This is a genomic window from Geobacillus sp. CX412 (genome assembly GCF_027942335.1).
Lineage (GTDB): Bacteria > Bacillota > Bacilli > Bacillales > Anoxybacillaceae > Parageobacillus_B > Parageobacillus_B toebii.
Genome location: NZ_CP103461.1, coordinates 539,502 through 563,287 on the forward strand (window position 1 = coordinate 539,502; position 23,786 = coordinate 563,287).

The window sequence follows — 23,786 nt, forward strand, 5'->3', positions numbered from 1 at the left end:
AACAGTGAATAATAAATGGATGCTGGGAGTTATTGACGCAACAACGTATATCGAGCCGCTTCAACCGTTAACATTGCACCGCTCTGTTGCAGCTGTGCCGTTTGCGGGGAGATATCGATTAATCGATTTTGTATTGTCGAGTATGGTTCATTCGGGAATTGAGAGTGTGGCGATTTTTCCAAAATATCAATACCGCTCATTAATGGATCATTAGGATCAGGTAAAAATTGGGATTTAAACCGAAAACGGGACGGATTGTTTTTCTTCCCATCTTCGGATTTATCGATTTCAATGCATCATGTTGGAGCATTCGCCCATTTTGAACAACATATTGACTATTTTTTGCGCAGCAGACAAAAATATGCCGTTATTTGCAATAGTTATACGATTTGCAATATCGATTATGAAGCGGTGTTAGAGCGTCATATTGCAAACGAATGTGATATTACCGAAGTTCGTTATCAAGGGCGTTCGCTTGAAATGTTTGTGTTAGAAACATCATTGTTGCTCGATTTAATCACTAATCACCGGAATACCGGCTATTACAGTATTGTAGATGTTGTTCGCGACCATCGCCATTCCTTAAAAATTTGTGACTATGAACATGACGGATACGCAGCTGTTATTGATTCGATTGAAAATTATTTTCGGCATAGTATGGAGTTGCTAAATAGAGATGTTTGGCAGCAGTTGTTTATCCAGTCACGTCCGATTTATACGAAAGTGAAAGATGAACCGCCAACGAAATATACAGAAAAAGCAGTCGTGAAAAATTCGATGATTGCCAATGGCTGCATTATCGAAGGCCATGTGGAAAACAGCATCATTTTTCGTTCCGTGAAAATTGGAAAAGGAACGGTCATAAAAAATAGCATTATTATGCAAAAAAGCCAAATTGGCGAACATTGTGAACTAGATTGTGTCATTGTTGACAAAGATGCGAAAGTAGAAAATAACGTTTCTTTACGTGGAACGGAACGGGTTCCATTTGTGATTCGTAAAGGAACAGTACAAGGAGAGTTGATCAGCTCGTGAATGTATTATTTGTCGTGTCGGAATGCGTACCGTTTGTTAAGTCGGGAGGATTAGCGGACGTTGCCGGAGCGTTGCCGAAACAATTGCGAAAATTAGGGACAGACGTTCGGGTAATCATGCCAAAATATGAAACAATCCCGGAAAACTATAAAAAAGAAATGAAAAAAATTGCCGAGCTTGTGGTAAGAGTTGGATGGAGACGGCAATATTGCGGAATTGAAATGATGGAGTACGAAGGAGTTATTTATTATTTTGTGGACAATGAATACTACTTTAAACGCCATCAGTTATACGGACATTATGATGATGGAGAACGGTTTTCGTATTTTTGCCGCGCTGTTTTAGACGCGCTTCCTGCGATTCCGTTTCGTCCAGATATTATTCATTGCCACGATTGGCATACCGGTATGATTCCATTTTTATTGCGCGAAGAATATCGAAAAAATTCATTTTATGAACGAATCCGCACCGTGTTTACGATTCATAATTTACAGTTTCAAGGAATTTTTCCACGCGAAATTTTAGGAGATTTATTGAATTTAAGTGACCGTTATTTTACGATTGAGTATTTAGAGTTTTATGGGAATGTGAGCTTTATGAAGGGAGCGCTTGTTTCTGCCGATATTATTACAACGGTCAGTCCGACATACAAAGAAGAAATTCAGACGGAATATTACGGAGAGCGGCTCGATGGTCTATTACGGGCGCGCCAGCGTGATTTAATCGGAATTTTAAACGGTATCGACGATGAAATGTATAATCCGAAAAAGGACCCATTTATTGCGGTGCCATACGATATACAGACTATTGCCAGAAAACAAATAAATAAACGCGCGCTTCAACAATATTTTGGTTTATCGATAAGGGAAGACGTCCCGGTCATTGCGATGGTAACCCGTTTGACAGAGCAAAAAGGGATGGATTTAGTCAAGTGCGTTTTCCATGAAATTATTGCCGAAGATGTTCAATTCATTTTGCTAGGGACGGGTGACAAAAAGTTTGAGCAATTTTTCTATGATATGGCGGTAACGTATCCAGATAAAGCAAAAGTGTGTATCGGCTTTAACGAAGAGTTAGCACATAAAATTTACGCGGGAGCTGATCTATTTTTAATGCCATCTAAATTTGAACCGTGCGGTCTCAGCCAAATGATTGCTCTTCGATACGGAACGATTCCGATTGTGCGGGAAACGGGAGGATTAAACGATACGGTACAATCGTATAATGAGTTTACGGGAGAAGGAAACGGGTTTAGTTTTACGAACTTCAATGCTCACGATATGTTATATACCATTCGCCGCGCGCTTATGTTTTATAAGGAAAAACAAATATGGGAAAAGCTAATGAAAGAAGCAATGAGCCGTGATTATAGCTGGGGGCAATCAGCGTTTAAGTATAACCAAGTATATGCAGATTTAATGGCCGGGAGTGAACATCATGTTCTCGAATAAAGAAGAATTTAAAAAAACGTTTTTAAAACGGCTTGAGATGCTGTGCGGCAAACGGTTTGAAGAATCAACGCTGCGTGATCAATATAATACATTAGGAAACATGGTTCGTGAATATATTAGCCAAAACTGGATTCAGACGAATGAGCGAAATCGTGCGCGAAAGCAGAAGCAAGTATATTATTTGTCGATTGAATTTTTGTTAGGACGTCTCCTTGGCAGCAATTTGCTTAACCTTGGCATTCGCAATGTTGTGGAAGAAGGGCTGAACGATTTAGGAATTCGCTTGGATGACATGGAAGAAGTCGAGGCGGATGCGGGGCTAGGCAATGGCGGTCTTGGCCGCCTTGCTGCTTGTTTTTTAGATTCGCTTGCTTCTCTTGATTTGCCTGGTCACGGTTGTGGAATTCGCTATAAACATGGGCTTTTTGACCAAAAAATTGTTGATGGATATCAGGTGGAGCTGCCAGAACAATGGCTGCGCCACGGAAATGTATGGGAAATTAGAAAAGAGGAATTAGCGGTTGAAGTGAATTTTTGGGGAAAAGTAGAAATATCCAACCAAAACGGCCGTCTGACATTCCGCCATATTGACAGTGAGAAAGTAATGGCGGTTCCATATGATATGCCAGTCATCGGTTATGATACGAAAACAGTGAATACGCTGCGGCTTTGGAGCGCAGAACCAGCAAAAACCTTTCCGCCTCATAAAAGCGTGATGCAATACAAACGGGAAACAGAGGCGATTTCGGAGTTTTTATATCCTGATGATACCCATGACGAAGGGAAAATTTTGCGATTAAAACAACAATATTTTCTTGTTGCTGCAAGCGTTGGCAGCATTGTTCGCGCTCATCGCCGCCAGCATGGGCACTTGTACGAGCTGCATAAGTATGTGGCGATTCATGTGAATGATACTCATCCGGTTTTGGCGATTCCGGAACTGATGAGGATTTTACTAGATGAAGAGGGAATGAGCTGGGAAGATGCCTGGCATATTACGACAAATACGATTTCTTATACGAACCATACGACATTATCAGAGGCGTTGGAGAAATGGCCAATTCATATTTTCCAGCCGCTGCTGCCGCGCATTTACATGATTGTGGAGGAGATTAATGAGCGATTTTGCCGCGAACTTTGGAATCATTATCCCGGCGATTGGAAGCGAATTGAAGAGATGGCGATTATCGCGCACGGTCTTGTGAAAATGGCGCATTTAGCGATTGTTGGCAGCCATAGTGTGAACGGAGTGGCAAAATTGCATTCGGAAATTTTAAAGAAGCGGGAAATGAAGCGGTTTTACGAGTTCCAGCCGCAAAAATTTAATAACAAGACGAATGGAGTGACGCACCGGCGTTGGCTGTTAAAGGCGAATCCAGAGCTTTCTTCGTTAATTACAAAGGCGATCGGCACCAGTTGGATAAAAGAACCGCAAGCGTTAATTCATTTAAAGCCATATGCTTTTGATTCGTCGTTTCTGCAGGAACTCGCAAACGTCAAGCAACAGCGCAAAGCGAAATTAGCGAAGCGCATTTATGAAAAGACGGGGATCGTCGTGAATGAATCATCGATTTTTGATGTACAAGTAAAACGGCTCCATGCTTATAAGCGGCAATTGTTAAATGTTCTCCACATTATGTATCTGTATAACCGCCTGAAAGAAGATTCGAGCTTTTCGATTTATCCGCGCACATTTATTTTTGGCGCCAAAGCTTCCCCTGGATACTATTATGCAAAACGGATTATTAAGCTCATTCATTCTGTCGCTGAAAAAGTGAACAATGATAAAAAGACAAACGAACAATTAAAAGTGATTTTTTAGAAAACTATCGCGTTTCACTAGCGGAAGAAATTTTTCCAGCGGCGGATGTAAGCGAGCAAATTTCAACGGCAAGTAAAGAAGCATCTGGAACCGGCAATATGAAATTTATGATGAATGGAGCGATTACGCTTGGAACGCTAGATGGAGCGAATATTGAAATATTGGAGGCGGTCGGGGAAGAAAATATATTCATCTTTGGGCTTACTGCGGAAGAAGTGTTAAACTACTATCAAAATGGCGGATACCGCGCGCACGAATATTATCATCACGATAAACGGATTAAGCAGGTCGTCGATCAGTTAGTCAACGGATTTTTTCCAGATGTCCATGACCATTTTGAGCCGATTTATGATTCGCTTTTAACACAAAACGATGAATATTTTGTGCTGCGTGATTTTGCATCATATGTGGAAACACAAGAAAAAGTAGAAGAGGCGTATAGGCAGCGTGAACGATGGCTGAAAATGAGCGCGATTAACATTGCTCATTCTGGTTGTTTTTCCAGTGACCGGACGGTTCAGGAGTATGCAAATGAAATATGGAATATTCATCCGTTGAATAAATAAAAAAAGAGAGGTTTTTCGCCTCTCTCTTAATCATCTCCATCGAACCAATCGCCAATGCTGCCGAGAATGCTTCCTTCTCCGACAGATCGGCCTCCCGAGCTTGGAGCAGAGGCAATAATTCGATCAGCAAGCCGGCTGAATGGAAGCGACTGCACCCAAACGGTTCCCGGGCCTGTTAATGTTGCAAAAAACAATCCTTCGCCGCTAAAAAAGGCGGTTTTAATTTTGCCTACATATTCGATGTCATAATCGACCTCTTTTGTCATTGCAACTAAACAGCCGGTATCGATGCGCAATTTCTCACCAGGCTCTAGCTGGCGCTTGTAAATGGTTCCGCCTGCATGTAAAAAGGCAAGGCCGTCTCCTTCGAGTTTTTGCATAATAAATCCTTCTCCACCGAAAAAGCCAGTGCCAAGTTTACGTTGAAAATCGATGCCGACGGAAACGCCTTTCGCCGCACAAAGGAAGGAATCTTTTTGGCAAATCACTTTGCCGCCAAGTTCGCTCAAATCCACTGGAATAATTTTCCCTGGATATGGAGCGGCAAACGAGACGCGGCGTTTTTCTGCGCTGTTGTTTGTAAACACGGTCATAAATAAGCTTTCGCCTGTCAACAGTCGTTTTCCCGCTCCAACTAATTTGTTGAACAACCCTTTTCCAGAATCAGTGCCATCTCCAAAGATCGTCTCCATCGTAATGCCATCTTCCATCATCATCATGCCTCCAGCTTCCGCGATGACGCTCTCTTGGGGATCTAATTCAATTTCAACAAATTGCATATCGTCTCCATATAGCTTGTAGTCGATTTCATGGGCATTCATTGTCTTCACCTCAATATCATTGTTTCTTTGGTACATATTCTCTATACGAGTTTAGATTCCTTTTTGTTTCAAAAAAGAAGACCATCATTATCGATGGTCTTCTTTTTCAGTATAAGGGTCTTTTTCATATGCTGGCAAATCGCCAATATTGGACATGATTCCTTCATCATCCAAAATATTTTCCAACTGTTCGTGTTCTCTTGTTGGATATACTTTCACATTTTTTCCGTATAAATCTACCGCTGCAAAATTTTCTAAATCCTCAACATAACCGACATTTTCTTCTGATTCCGCATATACTTCCCCATAATAGTCGACATTTTTCCCTAAATCGGAAGGAGTATCGGATGTGCCATAACGGGCTACTTCTTGCCACGCATCTTCCGCGTCATATGCTACTGATTCGTCGCGGTCATCGAAATCAAATTTTCCAAATGGAGGAATCAACACTCCTTCTTCGAGCGGCCGCTTTTGAGAAACCGTTTGATCAGAGCTATGTTCCTTACAAAACGTTGTTGTCGGCAATGCTTCGAGCCGTTCGTACGGAATTGGCTTTCCGCAAACTTCGCATGTGCCGTACGTGCCGTTTTGAATGGCCTCCAGTGCATGTTCAATTTCCTTTAATTCTCGTTCTGTATGTTCGTTTAGTGCCAAATCTTTTTCGCGTTCGTATAGCTCCGTTGCTTCATCCGCCGGATGGTTGTCAAAACTAGAGAGCTCGCCGACCGAGTCATGGGCATGGCTTCGTTCTTTGCCAAAATGGTCATTATGACGTAAACGTTCTTCAATATCATGTTTTGCCTTAAGAAGCTGCATCTGGAAGGCAGATAACTGTTTGTGTGTTAACATATTTCATAACTCCTTCCTAAAAATAAACCGTTTATCTTGTAGTATGAACGAAAAATAAAAAAAAACACGGTTCATTCAGACCGTGTTACAACCAATAGCTAATAAGCAAACCAATTGCCAATAGAAAGCCAAACTGTGTATTCGTTTGTGCTGTTGCTTTCATCGCCGGCATCATTTCAATCGGCTTTGTTTTGCCGATAAATCCTTTCGTCGCTGTAATCGCTTTTGGCACGCTGAAAAAGACGAGCAACGTCCAGACGGAAACAAGGTGGAAAAGGACTAAGCCAATCATCCAAATAAACGATATGGCAAACATGCCGGCAAGAATGCGAATCGCATTGTTTCGTCCGACTAAAATTGCTAATGTTTTTCGCCCGTTCTCTTTGTCTCCATCGAGGTCGCGAATGTTGTTTGCCAGCAAAATCGCTCCGACTAAAATGGCAATCGGAACAGAAATCAAAATCGCTGTCTTTGTCACTTCTCCAGTTTGAATGAAAAAGGAAATTAAAATGATAACTAGTCCCATAAAAAATCCGGCAGCAAGCTCCCCAAACGGGGTATACGCAATTGGTACAGGACCGCCTGTATAGAAATATCCAGCCGCCATACAAATGGAACCAATCAGTGCAAGCCACCAGCTGCTATTCACGCAAATATAGACACCGATTAGCATTGCGATGGCGAAAAGGAAAATAGCTAAATATAAAACTGCTTTTGGATGGATTCCTTCGCGGACAATTGCCCCGCCAATCCCTACGGATTCCGGTGAGTCAAGCCCGCGTTTAAAGTCATAATATTCGTTAAACATATTTGTTGCGGCTTGAATGAACAAAGAAGCTGCAAGCATTGCGATAAATAGCGAAATGCGAATATTTGTTTCGTGAAATGCTAGTGCTGTGCCAATAGAAACAGGAACAAATGCGGCAGTCAATGTATGCGGACGCGTTAACCTCCACCAAACACGCCAATCGCGGCGGCGATTGACCGGCGGAAAACGACGATCTGTTTGCAATGAAGATTGCATAATCATACCCCTCATATTCGGATAAAATATAAAGTAATGCTTTACAAACGTTCACAATAAGTGTAGGAAAACGGTTATAAGGTGTCAACCCCTTTAGAATAGATAAATTATTTCCTATTATATATAATGGAAAATAGAAAATAAGTAATAAAACAAGAAAGCGGGATTACAGTGGCGATTTTATACCAGCATAAAATTCAAGAACAATTGCGTTTCATCGGAAAAAAAGCGAATCGTCCGTTTATTAGCTGGAGCGAGGAAATTGATCATGTAGATCCGGTTTATTTTTTTTCATTAGGACAAGCCTGTTCCTTTCGTCAGCGGTTTTATTGGTCTGATCGCACGAACGAAACTGTCTATGTAGGACTGGGCTGCACATATATCATTGAAACAGAAGAAAAAGAACAACGGTTTCGCACAGTAGAGACAGAGTGGAAGCGATGGATGGAACAAACAGCTTCTTATTCGAACGGAACAGATGCAGTTCCTATTATATTTGGAGGTTTTTCGTTTGATCCATTCAAGCCTAGAACAGAGAAATGGCGCGCTTTTCCTCATGCAAAAATGATAGTGCCGACGGTTCTTTTATCGCTCAAAAATGGAAAAGCAACATTAACGGTGACGATGCGTTCCGAACAGAATGAAGAAATAATAAAAAAAATAGGAATGTTGATTCGGTTATTATATCAGGAACAAAAACAGCAAACATCTTCATTGCCGCCATTAATAACATATAAGGAAGTGCAAAAAGAAGAGTGGTTTGATGCGGTCAAAAAAACAATCGAGAATATTCGCAAAGGAAAATTCGATAAAGTAGTGCTGGCGAGAGAAGCGCGTTTATCGTTTGCTGATGCGATCGATCCAAGCGTCGTTTTGCAGCAATTGCGTGAACAACAGCCATTTAGCTATATTTTTGCATTTGAACAAGAAGGGCAATGTTTTATTGGCGCTTCTCCGGAACAGCTTGTGAAGAAGGAAAAAGATACATGTTATTCTATTTGTTTAGCTGGGTCAATACGCCGTGGAAAAACACTTCAAGAAGATGAACAGCTCGGGAAATGGCTAATGAATGATGAGAAAAACCTTCGTGAACATCAATTTGTTGTTCAGATGATTAAAGAAGCGATAGAAGCGGTTTGCAAGCGTGTACAAATCCCATCTTCACCGCAACTGTTAAAATTACAGCATATTCAACATTTATATACGCCTGTGATCGGGGAAAAGTGCCGCGCCGCTTCTGTTTTATCGATCGTAGAACAAATGCATCCGACGCCGGCGCTTGGCGGAACACCGCGAGAAAAGGCGATCAAAGAAATTCGGGAAGCCGAACCATTAGACAGGGGATGGTATGCGGCACCAATCGGATGGATGGATGCAGAAGGAAACGGAGAATTTGCCGTAGCCATTCGTTCGGGCTTTTACAGGGAAAAGAAGCGTCCATTTTTGCAGGTTGCGGTGTAGTCGGCGATTCTGACCCGATGAGTGAATATGAAGAAACGAAAGTGAAATTTACCCCGATGTTATCGGCGCTGGGAGTGGAGCGAGATGAATGAAGCACTAACATTATATATAGCAGCTTTTGTGGATGAGTTAGCGAAAATCGGCGTGCAAGATGTGGTGGTTAGCCCAGGATCGCGTTCGACACCGCTTGCCATTATGATGGCAGAACATCCGGCGATGCGCGTACATATAAACATTGATGAGCGCTCCGCCGCATTTTTTGCTCTCGGCATGGCGAAAGCAAAACGGCATCCTATCGCTCTTCTTTGTACGTCAGGAACGGCGGTTGCGAACTATTTTCCAGCGGTGGTGGAAGCTTATTATTCGCGTGTGCCTCTTATCGTCATTACGGCAGATCGCCCGCATGAATTACGGGATGTCGGGGCGCCGCAAGCAATTGACCAGCTGAACATATATGGAAGATATGCCAAATGGTTTGTAGAAATGGCGCTGCCAGAAAAGTCGACAGACATGCTCCGCTATGCGCGGACGATGGCAGCAAGAGCGGCAGGGGTAGCAATCAGCGCCCCGGCAGGCCCTGTTCATCTAAATTTTCCGTTGCGTGAACCGCTTGTGCCGATCGTTCATGAAGAAACGTGGGAACAAATCGAAGCGAAAGAGCCGTCTTATACGATGGTCATTCCGGGGAAAATGACGATCGGCATGGAACAAATTCAGGAGTTATACAATGAACTTTCTTCGGCTGAAAAAGGGCTGATCGTTTGCGGACAAATCGATCAGCCAGCGTTTGCTGAGGCGGTCACGAAGCTAGCGGAAATGCTCGATTATCCTATTTTAGCGGATCCGCTTTCTCAACTGCGCAGCGGAACACATGCAAAAGAGTATATTATTGACAGTTATGACGCGATATTAAAAGATGAAACGATTGCCGCTTCATTAGTTCCGGATGTCGTTATTCGTTTCGGCGCCATGCCGGTTTCTAAGCCACTATTTCTTTTGCTGAAACGATATCCATCCATTAAACAAATCGTTGTGGATGGAGAAGGCGGATGGCGGGAACCGACATTAATGGCATCGTACATGGTGTATTGCGATGAGGTTGAATTTTGCCGCCGACTTATCGATATTGGGGCGTCGAAGCAGAGCAAAAGTCAATGGTCAACGACGTGGAAAATGATCAACGATATCGCAAAATCTGTACTTCTTGAAGCAACGATGGAAGAGGAATTATTCGAAGGAAAAGTGTTTACGGAACTTTCGCAATTGCTTCCGGACGGTGCTACCTTATTTGTTGGCAATAGTATGCCGATTCGCGATACGGATACATTTTTCTTTACAAACGACAAGCAAATACGCATTTTGGCGAACCGTGGCGCAAATGGGATTGACGGCGTTGTGTCAAGCGCGCTAGGAGCCAGTGCTGTTACCGAACCGCTTGTGCTTGTCATTGGCGATCTTTCCTTTTATCATGATTTGAATGGGCTATTAGCCGCAAAAATGCATGGACTACACGCGACGATCATCGTTCTTAATAATAACGGCGGCGGAATTTTCTCGTTTTTGCCGCAAGCGAAACACAAAAAACATTTTGAAATGTTGTTTGGCACGCCAACAGATTTGCAATTTGAGCATGCTGTCCGCATGTATGAAGGAAATTACCAGAAAATCAAGACATGGGATGAATTTCGCCATTATGTTACACAATCGTTGACAACAGATGGCCTTCACGTGATGGAAGTATGCACGTCAAGAGAAAATAATGTAAGAAAACATCGTCTTTTGTGGGAAAAGGTTTCCCAGGAAATAGCGGAATTTCTCGAAAAAGGGAGAACGGTATGAATATTTTCGTCAACGGGGTTTCCTATCATGTTGAACGATACGGAGATGGAGAACCGCTTTTACTGTTGCACGGATTTACTGGCAGCGTTGAAACGTGGAAACCTTTTCTCCCATATTGGCGTGATTATCAGCTCGTTCTTGTTGATATTATCGGGCATGGCCTTACCGATTCGCCAAATGATCCAGCTCGATATGAGATGGAAAAAGCAGCTGCTGATCTGGACGAAATATTGCGGTATTTTCATTTGCAAGATGCACATGTGTTAGGATATTCCATGGGCGGGCGTCTTGCGCTGACATTTGCAATTCTTTATCCTCATCGTGTTCGGACATTGATATTAGAAAGCAGTTCTCCGGGATTAAAAACGATGCAGGAAAGACGGGAACGAATGAAAAGAGATGAAGCGTTAGCGGAAGAAATAGAGCAATATGGCGTTACAGCATTTGTCGAAAAGTGGGAAAACATGCCGCTTTTCGCATCCCAAAAGCGCTTGCCTCTTAGCGTGCAGCAGCAAATCCGTAATGAACGGCTAAACAATAATGCGCTTGGATTAGCAAATAGTTTGCGCGGGATGGGGACTGGAAGACAGCCTTCCTTTTGGAATCGTTTATCCAAAGTAAACGTACCGACTTTGCTTTTGTGTGGAGAATGGGATCAAAAATTTTGCCGTATCGCTGAAGAGATGAAAGAATATCTTCCTAATTGCGAAATGATAAAAGTTCCCGAAGCAGGTCATGCAATTCATGTGGAACAACGAGAAATTTTTGCTAAAATAGTAAGTAGGTTTATAACAAGGAGGAGAGTATAATGGCTATCGAATGGGTAAAGGAACGCGAGTATGAGGATATTATATACGAAACGTACAATGGGATTGCGAAAATTACGATTAACCGTCCAGAAGTACATAACGCGTTCCGTCCAAAAACTGTCGAGGAATTAATCGATGCATTTTCTTATGCGCGCGATGACGCAAATATTGGTGTTATTATTTTAACAGGTGCAGGCGGAAAAGCGTTTTGTTCCGGTGGGGACCAAAAAGTGCGCGGCCACGGAGGATACGTCGGTGAAGATCAAATCCCGCGGCTAAATGTGTTAGATTTGCAACGATTAATTCGCATCATTCCAAAACCTGTTATTGCCATGGTGGCAGGTTATGCCATTGGCGGCGGTCATGTATTGCATGTTGTTTGTGATTTAACGATTGCCGCAGATAACGCGATTTTTGGACAAACTGGTCCAAAAGTAGGAAGTTTCGATGGTGGATATGGTGCAGGCTATTTAGCGCGTATTGTTGGTCACAAAAAAGCGCGTGAAATTTGGTATTTATGCCGTCAATATACCGCGCAAGAAGCATTAGAAATGGGACTTGTCAATAAAGTGGTGCCATTAGAGCAATTGGAAGAAGAAACAGTAAAATGGGCGCAGGAAATTTTAGAGAAAAGCCCAACGGCGATTCGCTTCTTAAAAGCGGCATTTAACGCTGATTCTGACGGTTTAGCTGGTATTCAACAGCTTGCCGGTGATGCAACGTTGCTATTCTATACAACCGATGAGGCAAAAGAAGGACGAGATGCATTTAAAGAAAAACGCAAACCAAACTTTAAACAATTCCCACGTTTTCCATAAGAAAAGCGGAAGGCGCCTCTATTTCGCCTAAAGGCTGCCCACATCCTGTGGGCAACGGCGAAATGTCGCCATCCCTGGCTCCGCGATACGCGCTGGAGGACCCGCGAGGAGGCTCAGACCAAACAAAGTTTGGTCTTGCGTGGGTTGCTCAGAGAAGTTAACTCAATGTGTTGCCGCCGCAGCAATAAGAAAAGCGGAAGGCGGGTTTTTCCAAAGCAGCTTGGTGAGTTCCATCAAGCTGTTTCTTTTATTGGGAAAAGGAGAGTGTCATCATGCAAACATCGATTCCAAATTGGCTTATGCAGCGGGCGTTTTTAACTCCTGAACGTATTGCGGTTTACGATGGGCAAGGAAAAAAAACGTTTATGGAGCTCCATGAGTCTGTGATGAAGCGGGCACGTCAACTTGCAAACACCGGGGTGCGTAAAGGAGATATTGTCGCTGTTTTCATGAAAAACAGTGTGGCGATGATCGAATGCATTCATGCCCTTCATTATATTGGCGCGATTGTTTTGCTGCAAAATACACGTTTAACTTCGCATGAGCTTGCATGGCAATTAAAAGACAGCGGAGCGGTATACGTAATTGCCGATGATGAGTTGGCGGACCGTATAGAAGGAAACATTCGTGTTATTACCATGAGTGAATTGTCCGCATTGCCTGAGGAAAATGTTGAGTTTCAGCAATATTATCATTTCGATGACATCGCTACGATTATGTATACATCAGGGACAACAGGAAAGCCAAAAGGAGTGCTGCAAACATACGAAAATCATTGGTGGAGCGCTATTGGTTCGGCGTTAAATTTAGGATTGAATGAAAATGACTGCTGGCTTGCGGCTGTGCCGTTTTTTCACATCAGCGGTTTGTCGATTATGATGAGAAGCGTTATATATGGCATGAGCATGTATGTGATGCGCGCTTTCGATGCGAAAAAAGCAAATGAGCTCATTATCGGCGGAAAAGTTACCATTATGTCTGTTGTCAGTGCGATGTTGCAAAAAATGATCGCTGACCTTGGCGAAAGACGATATCCTGAGACATTTCGCTGCATGCTGCTTGGCGGCGGGCCTGCTCCGAAACCGCTGTTAGAAGTGTGTAAAGCAAAAGGAATTCCTGTCTATCAAACGTATGGCATGACGGAAACCGCATCGCAAATTGCCACCCTTGCGCCGGAATATAGTTTAACCAAACTCGGTTCTGCAGGAAAACCATTGTTTCCATCACAGCTTCGCATTGAAAAGGACGGTCAAGTTGCTCGTCCGTATGAACCAGGAGAAATTGTTGTAAAAGGGCCAAATGTCACGAAGGGATATTTGCATCGTCCGGATGCAACGGCGAAAGCGATTCGCGGCGGCTGGTTTTATACGGGAGATATCGGATATATAGATGAAGATGGATTTCTTTATGTATTAGACCGTCGTTCTGACCTTATCATTTCCGGTGGAGAAAACGTTTATCCGGCTGAAATTGAAGCGGTGCTTCTTTCACATGAAGCGGTAGAGGAAGCAGGGGTAACAGGGATCGATGATGAAACATGGGGACAAGTGCCGTGTGCGTTTGTGAAACGAAAACGCGGTTATTCTGTCACCGTCGAACAGTTAAAACAGTTTTGCCAAGCCCATTTAGCGAAATATAAAATTCCAAAACAAATCTATTTTGTCGATGAACTGCCGCGCAACGCTTCACAGAAATTATTGCGCCATCAGTTAAAGCAGCTCATTCCAAACAATGAAAACGGGGCTTTATAATTAAGCCCCGTTTTTTAAATCTCATCGTCATCCATTAAACCTAATTCCATAATGCGATAGGAAATTAGTCTCTCCACTTCTGGCGGCAGGTCATCCAATGATCCAAATTCATATTGCCATAAATTTGTAAATGAGTCGACGTAGATCGGAAATGTTATTGGATTTGATCGTTTTACTTCTTCTTTCAATGCTTTAATTAAACTGTCCTTTTTCATCTCAGCACGTCGCCTCTCTTTGCTAAACTATGTAGGCGCTGCGCCTCTGGCGCTAAAACGCGCCAAAGGCTTCGGGTTTTTCTTCTTTACATTTCACTTGAAGGGACGAATGTTTTGCAATCGGTTTCAGTGGAATCAGACGCCATTTTCCCCGTATGGCTTACAACGTAAATCGATTCCGCGTTGCAGCGGTTTCCTTCTGCCCAATAATAGCAGTTTTTCACTTCACAAAGTACATCTTTTGCCATAATAAACTCCCCCCATTGTAAAAAATGAGTTACACGTTTAGTTTGGCTTTTTGAAAAAAAGTTATGAAGGAAACAATAAGTAATTTTTATTGAAAATATTTATCATTGACATAGAAAATCATTCTCAATTAGAATAAAAATAAGAAGAGACAAATGGAGGGGGAATGGCGATGACATCTTTATTAGTGGTAGGTGCAGATCATTTAGGAAATATTACAGATAAACTAATCGATTCAGGATTTCGAGAAATTATCCATCTTGATGGTCGAAAAGTGAATATGGTGAAACGCGACATTCCGGAACATGTGGATATTGTTTTCGTCATGACCGATTACGTTAATCATAATTTAGCAAAAACAATTAAGCAAAAAGCGAAAAGTAAAGAAAAGCCAATTTATTTTGTTAAGCGTTCCTGGAGCTCGATTCATTCTGTTATTCAAAAAATAGAAAAAACGAAATAACGGAGGTACATAGCGATGAAAGCGATCATTCGCCATGAAGGAGACCGAACATGGCAGCAAGACGTGAAAAATGTGATACGCAGCGTGATGATTGAATATTATCATGCCGCTCCATCATTACGATCTCCCTTTTACATGTTAAAACTTATGGAAACATATCGACAGCTGCTTCATCCCCATTTATTTGAGTCACCAATTCATTATTACACCGTTTTAGCAAAAATCACCGATCATTTACTTCAATTTTTTACCTCTTCCGAAGAAGTGCAACGGTCTCCATTTCTTTTGTTTGAACAAGCAGTCTATCGGCATTGGAAAAGATATCAAAAAACGCATGTGGATATTGATTTTGCTTATAAAGATGCCGGAACGTACACGGTCCGAAAGCTGTTGTTGGAAGACAATCAACGTCTTGTTCAGCATTATACACAAATGGCTCCGGTTGCTTGTCGACAAACGTTTGGTTTTTTCCCAAAAAGGATCGAGTTTTGGTCTGTTCTTACGGGGAAACGGACGGTTGAAATGATCGATATTCAACCACCTTATATTGGTTACAAAAAATAGTTTACGTTTAAAGCACACGAAGCCTGGAAATAAAATGAGAAGCCCTAACACACAATGAATGGATAAATCATCCATCAAAAAAAGCCCCCAAAAAAACCGTCTGTCTCAGAGAATGGGACAGACGGTAACTTTCATTGAAGCGCTTTTTGAAGCACTCGAATATTTTCTTCCATAATGGAAAAATAATCTTTATTTGCTTTTATATCTTCGGAAGTTAGTGATTCTAAGTTGTGCAGCCGGAGTGAGTCAGCTCCAATCTCGTTTTTTACAATTTCAGTAATTTTGGACGTTGTATTTTGCTCAAAAATGACATATTTAATGTGATGTTGTTTGGCTGTTTTAACGATTTTAGCTAATTCTTTCTGAGAAGGCTCATTCGTTGGCGAAAGCCCGGAAACGCTCAGCTGTTTAATGCCATAGCGTTCTTCCCAGTATCCGTATGCAGCATGTGCAACGAGAATTTCTTTTTTCGGAGCTTTCTTTACGACTGTTTGAAATTGTTGGTCAAGATGTTCTAATTTTGCTTTCAATGATTCAAAGTTTTTTGTAAATATTTCTTTCTTCTCTGGCTTTAGTTCGATGAGCAAATCGCGAATATGTTCAGCCATTGTAATAGAGCGTACTGGATCAAGCCATACGTGCGGGTCTTTATCGCCGTGATGCTCGTGTTCATGCTCGTGCGCATGCTCTTCATGTGCGGAGTCTAACAGTTTGATCCCTTCAGCAGCAGCGAGAAAATGAACCTGTTCATTCTCTAATGTTTCTTTTATTTTATCAGCAAAGCTTTCCATCCCTTGTCCAATATAAATAAACGCATCCGCATCCGCCAACTGTTTCATCGTTTTTGTCGTTGGCTCAAAGGTATGTGCCTCGACGCCCGGAGGATAAATGCTTTTCACGTTAACATAGTCGCCCCCGATTTTTTTCGTAAAATCTTCAAGTGGATAAACGGTCGTATAAATCGTTAAAACGTCTTTTGTTTTTTCAGTCTGTTCGTGATTTTTTTCAGCATTGCAACCGTACAAAAAAGCAGAGACGACAAGTAAAAGGGATAAAATCAATGATTTTGTTTTCATGTTAAGCCCCTTCCTAGTAAATGTGTTTAACAAGCAAACTTCTTTGTTATTACATCGTAATAATTACGATTTAACAAAGCTAATCATACAAAAAAATATCCAAAACGGCAACGGTTATTTTGGCGTCATTAAAAATTTTTTAGAGGACGAATGTCTTGCGATGAAACGAGGAGGAAGCAGACAGGAGATATCACTAACATCGATGATAAGTGGTTAAAATAGTTTTCATTAGAACCGAACGAGAAAGGTTCAGGCATACTAATGCTGCCCGATAGCTTTCTCGTTCGAGTATATTGCTGACAAAAAATCGCTGCTTACGATTTGCCGTTTTCCTGCTTCTCGGGAACGGGGTCGAATCCACCGGGATGAAACGGGTGGCACTTTAAAATTCGCTTTATTGTCAGCCATCCGCCTTTAATGGCGCCAAACCGTTTCACCGCTTCTAGACCATAGTGCGAGCAGGTTGGATAAAACCGGCATGTCGGCGGCTTTAACGGAGAAATGAAAATTTGGTAAAAACGGATGAAGGAAATCAATAATTTTTTCACCACTTCCCATACACCCAATCAATAAATGATTTCGTTAATAATGTATCATAAATGTGAAACAAATACGTATATTGTGTCTCGCAACTAATGATGTAAAAAAGATGAAAAAAATCGGATTTCAGTGTATGATGAAAAGAGAAAATGAAGTAGGAGTGATTTGTATGCCTTCAGTAGAAAGCTTTGAATTGGACCACTGCGCTGTGAAAGCGCCGTATGTGAGACATTGTGGTGTTCATAAAGTCGGAAGCGATGGAGTTGTGAATAAATTCGATATTCGTTTTTGCCAGCCGAACAAACAGGCGATGAAGCCAGATGCGATTCATACGCTGGAACATTTATTAGCTTACACCATTCGTAAACATGCGGAAAAGTATGATCACTTTGATATTATTGATATTTCGCCGATGGGCTGCCAAACAGGATTTTATCTTGTTGTGAGCGGATCGCCGACAGTGGATGAAATCATTGATTTGCTTGAGGAAACGATGAAAGATGCGCTAAACGCGACTGAAGTCCCAGCAGCGACAGAGCGGCAATGCGGGCAAGCGAAGCTGCACGACCTCGAAGGGGCAAAGCGGCTCATGCGTTTCTGGCTAGAGCATGATAAAGAGGAGTTAAAGAAAGTATTTGGATAAAGTGGAAAGGCTATCATTATATTGATGATAACCTTATTCATTTTGCGAATGATCCTTTTCAGAAGGCGGGTCGATTGTGTGTTTGTACTTATATGCTTTTGATGTAGCAATCAAGGTTAAAGCAAGAATGAGCGCAGCAATGATCAGTGATGCCACTACAGTCAAATACATCGCTAATTCACCTTTTTTCTTTCCATTGTAACACATTATCATCGTATTGGTGAGATGACACTTTGCACGAATGGATAAATAACAGGCACAATTTTGGTGATTATTGGTAATGAATATGTGTTAGGTAATAGCAAATAATATAGTTTGATTATGAATATATCTCAAGGTTATCCAATTGTACACATTCATATTAGAGGAGGAATGAGGATATGTCCAAACAATTAACAGACATTGTAAACAAGCAAATTGCCAACTGGAGTGTTCTTTACATTAAGCTCCATAATTATCATTGGTATGTCAAAGGTCCGCAATTTTTTACGCTTCATGAGAAATTTGAACAATTGTACAATGAGGCAGCGTTACATATTGACGAGTTGGCGGAACGTCTTCTCGCGCTTGGCGGAGCGCCGATCGCTACGATGAAAGAATGTCTTGAACAATCATCCGTAAAAGAAGCGACTGGGCAAGAAACAGCGGAACAAATGGTCGCAACCATTGTGAGCGATTTTGAAACAATGATCGGAGAATTAAAAGAAGGAATGCAAGTTGCCGAGGAAGTCGGGGATGAAACAACAGGCGATATGTTGCTTGGGATTCATCAAAGCTTAGAAAAACATGTATGGATGTTGAAATCGTTTCTTGACCGATAAAATGAATCACTCCTTCGATGACGAAGGAGTGATTTTTTTGTAGGAGGTTGTCTATGCCTCTTTCCTCCTTTGCGCATATCATAATAATGCTTATTCACAGGAGGAGAGAGGATGCAAAAGTATGCGTCGATGTTTGGCATTTCGTTAGTTGGGTCGTTCGTTTCATTTCTAATTGGAAGCATGGACTCATTGGTAATGATTTTACTTTGTTTTGTGATAGCAGACTATGTAACAGGACTGATCGCTAGCGCTATTGAAGGAAGATTGTCAAGTCAAGTCGGATTTCGCGGCATTGTCCGTAAGCTGCTTATTTTTGTTTTAGTGGCTGTTTCCCATTTATTAGAGATCGCGATTGGCTGGAACAATCATTTTATTCGTGATGCGATTATCTTTTTTTATATCACAAATGAATTCATCTCCATTGTTGAAAATGCAGGAAGAGCAGGTGTTCCGATTCCATCCTTTTTAAGGAAAGCGATCGAACTTTTTAAAGACGAGATAAACTAATTTTTAGCATAATTTTTTTCCATTCACCCACACTAAACATAAAGAAAGTGATCATAAGGAGATGACAAGTGTGGCGGAACAGCAAAAAAAAACCTATTATGTGTCGATCGCGACGGGAGAAATTTCGCAAGTAAAAACCGCTTCCCTTGGGATTTTCAAATTGAAGCTACAGATGACGAAATTATTCAATTGCGTGAGTACTTTGATCAAAACTATTCTACAGATTGGCAAGCGTTTTGGCGCGCTCACGTTCCATATGTTCAATATCATTATGATCGTCAAAACGATGCTTATGATGAAACGCTAACGAAAATTTATCAACTCATTTATAAGCTTGGCAACGAAGAAGCAAAGGAACATATTCGTTCGCTTGGCATTCTCTCGGAGGAGACAAAAGATAAATGAGCTGCCAACCATGTTGGCGGCTTTTTTTGTTATGTCATTTGTCAGTATAATAAATAAAGAGAAAAATGGAATGAGGGTATGGAATCATGTATACGTTTTTGGATTACTACGGGAATCGTGTTTGGTTATCGTTTGCTGATCATCCATTTTCCCCATCCCCCGGCCATGTGTGGATGGTCTGCCGCTATCAGGGGCAATGGTTGTTGACGAATCATTCACAGCGAGGATTAGAGTTCCCAGGCGGGAAAGTGGAAAAGGGAGAAACGCCGGAACAAGCTGCGGTTCGTGAAGTGAAAGAAGAAACGGGGGGAATTGTCGGTTCGTTAACGTATATTGGCCAATATAAAGTAGAACCGTCCATCATAAAAAATATATACTTTGCGGAAATTGCAGCGATGGTTAAGCAGCCTTCTTATTTAGAAACAAACGGTCCGGTGTTGTTTCCGGAGTTGCCGGAACATATTCGGTCGGACGATCGGTTCAGCTTTATTATGAAAGATGATGTGCTGCGCTTAGTGTTAGAAGAAATAAAGAGACGTTCTTTATAACGCGGTGAACGTCTCTAGCGATGTTTCATTAATTTTTTTTCAATGATGCTGACAGCTTGATACATAATGGTCGATAAAAGCGCAATGACAAGCAGGCTCATTAAGACAAGCGTAAAGTTAAAAACTTGGAACCCGTAAATAATCATATAGCCAAGCCCTTGTTTCGAGACAAGAAATTCGCCGGTAATGACTCCGACCCACGATAAACCGACATTGACTTTTAACGTAGAAATAATGGTAGGAAACGATGACGGCAATACCGCTTCTTTGAAGCATTGGTAGCGGGTAGCGCCGAATGTTTTTAGCACTTTGAGATAGTTGGCATCCACTTCTTGAAAGGCAGAATAAACGACGATCGTCGTGATGATGACAGAGATAATGACTCCCATTGCGATAATCGAAGTAAATCCCGGACCGAGCGCGACGATGAGAATGGGAGCGAGCGCTACTTTTGGCATGGCATTAAATACGACTAAATATGGATCGAGCGTTTTCGATAGGCGCGGAAACCACCATAGGAGAGCGCCCAAGCATGCGCCTGCCAACGTGCCGATAATAAATCCTAATACGGTTTCAAACAACGTGACGAGCGTATGGGTAATAAGAGAGTGATCCGCAATCTTTTGAGCAAATAAGTTCCAAATCGCTGACGGAGAGCTGAACAAAAGCGGGTCGACCCAGTTATATCTGCTTGCCGCCTCCCATAGCAGGAAAAAGGAGACAAAGATAATGAACTGAAAAAAGCGGATGAGCCGCTTTTCTTTTTTCAATGTGGCGATGTACTGCTGATGAAGAGAACGAACGTGTTCATTTGTTTGTTTCAAGTTGATCAAGCTCCTTCCAAATGGATTGGAATAGCGAGGAAAATTGCGGGTGCTGACGTGCCGCAAATGGAGATAAACGGCGCAATTCATCGGGAACAATAAAGATGCGCGCGATTCGCCCTGGTTTTGCGGAAAACAGAAAAATACGGTCGCTCATCGCAATCGCTTCACTGATATCATGCGTAACAAGAAGCGCAGTTTTTCCGTAATCCTTTAGTGTTTGCCACACTAACTCTTCCAGTTTTAATTTCGTTTGGTGATCGAGAGCGGAAAACGGTTCATCCAAAAGTAACATTTTTGGGTCTGTCGCAAGAGTTCTTACGAGTGCGACGCGCTGACGCATACCGCCTGAGAGCTGATTTGGATAATGTGTTTCGACCCCTTTTAAACCGATGTAGGCAAGCAAATCCAGCGCCCGTTTTTTTGTTTCTTCCGTCAATGTTCCCATGATTTTTAAGCCAAGCAAAATGTTTTCCTCAATCGTTTTCCAAGGAAATAAATAGTCTTGCTGCAACATGTATCCAGCTGTTGGATGAGCGCGGTCCAATTCTTTTCCTTCGACGAAAACCGCTCCTTCTGTCGGCTGGATTAATGCGGCGATAATCGAAAGCAACGTTGTTTTGCCACAGCCGCTAGGGCCGAGAAAGGAGACAAATTCCCCTTTCTCTACTGTAAACGATATATTTTCAAGGGCGATAACGGCTGTTTTTTCCGTAAAATATGTGTGGGAAACGCGGTCAACGGCTAAAAAACTCATATTTTCACCCGCTTTCGTTATTTGGACATCACTTTTTCCGCGAATGAATTATCGACAAGTGTTTCATGATCGATGCGTTTTGGCAATTCACCCGCTTCGTCCATAATGTTTTGCAAATTATTCCATTCTTCTTTGTCAAGAACCGGATTTGTCGCATATGTCCCTTGGCTTTTATAACGATCGACGACTTTTTCGATAATTTGAATATCCGTATCTTTAAAGTAAGGCTGAATTGCTTTTGCCACTTCTGCTGCGCTATGTGTTTCCACCCATTGCTCGGCTTTATAAAGTGCGCGTGTGAATTTTTCGATCGTATCTTTGTTGTTTTTAATAAAGCTTTGTTTTGCCATAAAAGTCGTATACGGGACGTGGCCGGATTCCGTGCCAAATGATGCGACAATATACCCTTTGCCTTCCTGTTCGAAAATGCTTGCTGTTGGTTCAAATAGTTGGACGAAATCACCTGTACCGCTGGCAAATGCGTTCGCGATATTAGCAAAATCGACGTTTTGAATTAGCTTTAAATCTTTATGTGGATCGATGCCATGCTTTTTCAAGACAAACTCTCCGACCATTTGCGGCATACCGCCTTTGCGCTGGCCAAGAAATGTGCTACCTTTAAGTTGGTCCCAAGTAAAGTTTTCAATTTTATTGCGGGAGACAAGAAAAGTTCCGTCCGTTTGCGTCAACTGCGCGAAGTTAATGACTGGATCATTTGTTCCTTGGCTGTAGACATAAATGGATGTTTCTGAACCGACGAGGGCGATATCGGCTCCTCCCGAAAGAAGAGTTGTCATCGTTTTATCGCCGCCCCATGTTGTGGTGAGTTCGACCTTTAATCCTTCGTTTTTAAAAAATCCTTTCGATAGGGCAACATATTGCGGGGCATAGAAAATCGAACGAGTTACTTCCGCAACACGTACTGTCTTTATTTCTTCCTTCGTTTGCTTGTTGCAAGCAGCTAGCGGAATAATAAGAAGGAAGAGAAAAAGCGATATCATAGCAATCTTTTTCATGCAGGGAACCTCCTTGGAAAGGTGAAATGAAACTTACTTCACCTTATCGTATGCGCAAGACAAAAATGTGTGAATGCCTAATGGAAAGGAAGAAATATATGGAGATGGACGGATATATCGTGGATCAATATAGATTTCCTTCCCCAACCCGCATGTGGATGTATTTCTCGTCACGTATTTATGTCAAGGGCTGAAAATTAAAGGTTTTTTGGCCCAGCCGAAAACACCTGGAATATACGATGGTTTTTTATACTTGCGCGGCGGAATTAAAAACGTCGGGCAAGTGCGCCTATCTCGCATTACACAGTTTGCTTCGTACGGATTTGTTGTCATGGCGCCATTTTATCGAGGAAATCAAGGGGGAGAAGGAAATGAAGATTTTGTGGGGGAAGATCGGTATGACGCCCTCGCAAGTTTCCGCCTTTTGCAGCAGCATCCCTGGGTGAATACAAAACGCATTCACGTATTTGGCTTTTCTCGCGGCGGAGCGATGGCGCTTCATACAGCGATTTTGGAGCCTGCGGTTTGTTCCATCGTCGTCTGGGGCGGAGTATCTGATATTGCATTGACATATTGGGAGCGAGAAGATTTGCGGAGAATGATGAAACGGGTAATAGGCGGAACGCCAACGAAATATCCAGAGCGCTACCGGTGGCGAACCCCATTGTATGAGATCGAAAAGATTCAAGCCCTGTGTTAATCATTCATGGAGAGAAAGATCGAAACGTTTCGATTGAACACGCGTATCGCCTTGAAAAAAGCCTAAAAGAGGCAAATAAACAAGTGACGGCATGGTATTTTCCAAACTTTACTCATTACTTTCCACCGAAAGATAACCGCGAAACAGTTCGTCGGTTAACGGAATGGATGAAACGACAACCAAATGTATGATACGATAAAAAGAAAAGGGGTGTG

22 protein-coding genes and 5 pseudogenes are annotated in these 23,786 nt (G+C 42.1%); 16 read left to right on the forward strand and 11 right to left on the reverse strand.

Annotation, left to right across the window (positions count from 1 at the left end; translation table 11 throughout):
- Window positions 1–4 precede the first annotated feature (4 nt).
- From glgD to NXM86_RS02825, 3 genes and pseudogenes are all read left to right on the forward strand, one after another.
- Window positions 5–1,035 (forward strand): annotated as a pseudogene (glgD, locus tag NXM86_RS02815) (glucose-1-phosphate adenylyltransferase subunit GlgD).
- Window positions 1,032–2,486, forward strand: a complete 1,455-nt coding sequence (gene glgA, locus NXM86_RS02820) for a glycogen synthase GlgA (RefSeq protein WP_089098041.1) — start codon at window positions 1,032–1,034, stop codon at window positions 2,484–2,486. The pseudogene glgD and the gene glgA overlap by 4 nt, the downstream one beginning before the upstream one ends.
- Window positions 2,473–4,874, forward strand: a pseudogene (locus NXM86_RS02825) (glycogen/starch/alpha-glucan phosphorylase). Before glgA ends, NXM86_RS02825 begins: the two are co-directional and overlap by 14 nt.
- A gap of 26 nt (window positions 4,875–4,900) precedes the next feature.
- On the opposite strand, the gene NXM86_RS02830 reads toward NXM86_RS02825, so the two are convergent.
- From NXM86_RS02830 to NXM86_RS02840, 3 genes are all read right to left on the reverse strand, one after another.
- Window positions 4,901–5,695: a TIGR00266 family protein gene (locus tag NXM86_RS02830; RefSeq protein ID WP_089098040.1), complete on the reverse strand. Its 795-nt coding sequence runs from the start codon at window positions 5,693–5,695 to the stop codon at window positions 4,901–4,903.
- Between the two features lie 87 nt (window positions 5,696–5,782).
- The gene (locus NXM86_RS02835) at window positions 5,783–6,544 is read right to left on the reverse strand and encodes a yteA family sporulation protein (protein WP_089098039.1); all 762 of its coding nucleotides are present in this window, start codon (window positions 6,542–6,544) and stop codon (window positions 5,783–5,785) included.
- Between the two features lie 85 nt (window positions 6,545–6,629).
- Entirely contained in the window at window positions 6,630–7,568 is a 939-nt protein-coding gene (locus NXM86_RS02840; RefSeq protein ID WP_081188762.1) for a 1,4-dihydroxy-2-naphthoate polyprenyltransferase, read from the reverse strand.
- A gap of 171 nt (window positions 7,569–7,739) precedes the next feature.
- Here NXM86_RS02840 and NXM86_RS02845 point away from each other — a divergent pair.
- The 5 genes and pseudogenes from NXM86_RS02845 to NXM86_RS02865 all read left to right on the forward strand — a co-directional run bounded on the left by NXM86_RS02845 (window position 7,740) and on the right by NXM86_RS02865 (window position 14,246).
- Window positions 7,740–9,121, forward strand: a pseudogene (locus tag NXM86_RS02845) (isochorismate synthase).
- Window positions 9,114–10,868 (forward strand): 2-succinyl-5-enolpyruvyl-6-hydroxy-3-cyclohexene-1-carboxylic-acid synthase, encoded by a 1,755-nt coding sequence (gene menD / locus NXM86_RS02850; RefSeq protein ID WP_328268597.1) that lies wholly within the window; start codon window positions 9,114–9,116, stop codon window positions 10,866–10,868. The pseudogene NXM86_RS02845 and the gene menD overlap by 8 nt, the downstream one beginning before the upstream one ends.
- Window positions 10,865–11,677, forward strand: a complete 813-nt coding sequence (gene menH, locus NXM86_RS02855; protein WP_015864890.1) for a 2-succinyl-6-hydroxy-2,4-cyclohexadiene-1-carboxylate synthase — start codon at window positions 10,865–10,867, stop codon at window positions 11,675–11,677. The genes menD and menH overlap by 4 nt, the downstream gene beginning before the upstream one ends.
- Entirely contained in the window at window positions 11,677–12,495 is an 819-nt protein-coding gene (gene menB / locus NXM86_RS02860; RefSeq protein WP_015864889.1) for a 1,4-dihydroxy-2-naphthoyl-CoA synthase, read from the forward strand. Before menH ends, menB begins: the two co-directional genes overlap by 1 nt.
- Window positions 12,496–12,767: 272 nt before the next feature.
- Window positions 12,768–14,246, forward strand: coding sequence for an o-succinylbenzoate--CoA ligase (locus NXM86_RS02865; protein WP_062677556.1), 1,479 nt, complete (start codon window positions 12,768–12,770; stop codon window positions 14,244–14,246).
- 14 nt (window positions 14,247–14,260) lie between these two features.
- Here NXM86_RS02865 and NXM86_RS02870 read toward each other — a convergent pair whose 3' ends face one another.
- Together NXM86_RS02870 and NXM86_RS02875 are read right to left on the reverse strand one after the other, a co-directional pair.
- On the reverse strand, window positions 14,261–14,461 hold the full coding sequence (locus NXM86_RS02870) for a hypothetical protein (protein ID WP_062755073.1): 201 nt from the start codon (window positions 14,459–14,461) through the stop codon (window positions 14,261–14,263).
- 86 nt (window positions 14,462–14,547) lie between these two features.
- A complete protein-coding gene (locus NXM86_RS02875; RefSeq protein ID WP_015864886.1) occupies window positions 14,548–14,709 on the reverse strand; it encodes a DUF1540 domain-containing protein in 162 nt (53 codons plus the stop codon).
- A gap of 170 nt (window positions 14,710–14,879) precedes the next feature.
- On the opposite strand from NXM86_RS02875, the gene NXM86_RS02880 reads away from it, so the two are divergent.
- Window positions 14,880–15,170 carry a DUF2325 domain-containing protein gene (locus NXM86_RS02880; RefSeq protein ID WP_062755071.1) on the forward strand — a complete coding sequence of 97 codons (291 nt, stop codon included), beginning with the start codon at window positions 14,880–14,882 and terminating at the stop codon, window positions 15,168–15,170.
- 15 nt (window positions 15,171–15,185) lie between these two features.
- Complete coding sequence (locus tag NXM86_RS02885) at window positions 15,186–15,734, forward strand: hypothetical protein (RefSeq protein WP_015864884.1); 549 nt, start codon at window positions 15,186–15,188, stop codon at window positions 15,732–15,734.
- Window positions 15,735–15,865: 131 nt separating this feature from the next.
- On the opposite strand, the gene NXM86_RS02890 is transcribed toward NXM86_RS02885, so the two are convergent.
- Together NXM86_RS02890 and yidD are read right to left on the reverse strand one after the other, a co-directional pair.
- On the reverse strand, window positions 15,866–16,810 hold the full coding sequence (locus tag NXM86_RS02890) for a metal ABC transporter substrate-binding protein (protein ID WP_081188757.1): 945 nt from the start codon (window positions 16,808–16,810) through the stop codon (window positions 15,866–15,868).
- A gap of 314 nt (window positions 16,811–17,124) precedes the next feature.
- Complete coding sequence (yidD, locus tag NXM86_RS02895) at window positions 17,125–17,361, reverse strand: membrane protein insertion efficiency factor YidD (protein WP_041269731.1); 237 nt, start codon at window positions 17,359–17,361, stop codon at window positions 17,125–17,127.
- A 158-nt stretch (window positions 17,362–17,519) separates the two neighbouring features.
- Between yidD and NXM86_RS02900 the strand changes: the two genes are divergently transcribed.
- The gene (locus tag NXM86_RS02900; RefSeq protein WP_062755068.1) at window positions 17,520–17,993 is read left to right on the forward strand and encodes an S-ribosylhomocysteine lyase; all 474 of its coding nucleotides are present in this window, start codon (window positions 17,520–17,522) and stop codon (window positions 17,991–17,993) included.
- A 33-nt stretch (window positions 17,994–18,026) separates the two neighbouring features.
- Here NXM86_RS02900 and ytzI read toward each other — a convergent pair whose 3' ends face one another.
- The gene (gene ytzI, locus NXM86_RS02905; RefSeq protein ID WP_498958596.1) at window positions 18,027–18,164 is read right to left on the reverse strand and encodes a YtzI protein; all 138 of its coding nucleotides are present in this window, start codon (window positions 18,162–18,164) and stop codon (window positions 18,027–18,029) included.
- Between the two features lie 209 nt (window positions 18,165–18,373).
- On the opposite strand from ytzI, the gene NXM86_RS02910 reads away from it, so the two are divergent.
- The 4 genes and pseudogenes from NXM86_RS02910 to ytkD all read left to right on the forward strand — a co-directional run bounded on the left by NXM86_RS02910 (window position 18,374) and on the right by ytkD (window position 20,274).
- Window positions 18,374–18,814: a Dps family protein gene (locus tag NXM86_RS02910; RefSeq protein ID WP_143415047.1), complete on the forward strand. Its 441-nt coding sequence runs from the start codon at window positions 18,374–18,376 to the stop codon at window positions 18,812–18,814.
- A 111-nt stretch (window positions 18,815–18,925) separates the two neighbouring features.
- Entirely contained in the window at window positions 18,926–19,321 is a 396-nt protein-coding gene (locus NXM86_RS02915; protein WP_062755064.1) for a phage holin family protein, read from the forward strand.
- A 61-nt stretch (window positions 19,322–19,382) separates the two neighbouring features.
- A pseudogene (locus NXM86_RS02920) lies at window positions 19,383–19,726 on the forward strand (hydrolase).
- Between the two features lie 86 nt (window positions 19,727–19,812).
- Window positions 19,813–20,274 (forward strand): RNA deprotection pyrophosphohydrolase, encoded by a 462-nt coding sequence (ytkD, locus tag NXM86_RS02925; RefSeq protein WP_015864877.1) that lies wholly within the window; start codon window positions 19,813–19,815, stop codon window positions 20,272–20,274.
- Window positions 20,275–20,288: 14 nt separating this feature from the next.
- Here the strand turns inward: ytkD and NXM86_RS02930 are convergent, their stop codons facing one another.
- The 3 genes from NXM86_RS02930 to NXM86_RS02940 are packed head-to-tail and all read right to left on the reverse strand — an operon-like array spanning window position 20,289 to window position 22,871.
- Window positions 20,289–21,098, reverse strand: coding sequence for an ABC transporter permease (locus tag NXM86_RS02930; RefSeq protein WP_089098034.1), 810 nt, complete (start codon window positions 21,096–21,098; stop codon window positions 20,289–20,291).
- Window positions 21,082–21,855: an ABC transporter ATP-binding protein gene (locus tag NXM86_RS02935; RefSeq protein WP_015864875.1), complete on the reverse strand. Its 774-nt coding sequence runs from the start codon at window positions 21,853–21,855 to the stop codon at window positions 21,082–21,084. Before NXM86_RS02935 ends, NXM86_RS02930 begins: the two co-directional genes overlap by 17 nt.
- Window positions 21,856–21,872: 17 nt before the next feature.
- A complete protein-coding gene (locus NXM86_RS02940; protein WP_015864874.1) occupies window positions 21,873–22,871 on the reverse strand; it encodes an ABC transporter substrate-binding protein in 999 nt (332 codons plus the stop codon).
- A 104-nt stretch (window positions 22,872–22,975) separates the two neighbouring features.
- On the opposite strand from NXM86_RS02940, the pseudogene NXM86_RS02945 reads away from it, so the two are divergent.
- Window positions 22,976–23,762 (forward strand): annotated as a pseudogene (locus tag NXM86_RS02945) (alpha/beta hydrolase family protein).
- Window positions 23,763–23,786 lie beyond the last annotated feature (24 nt).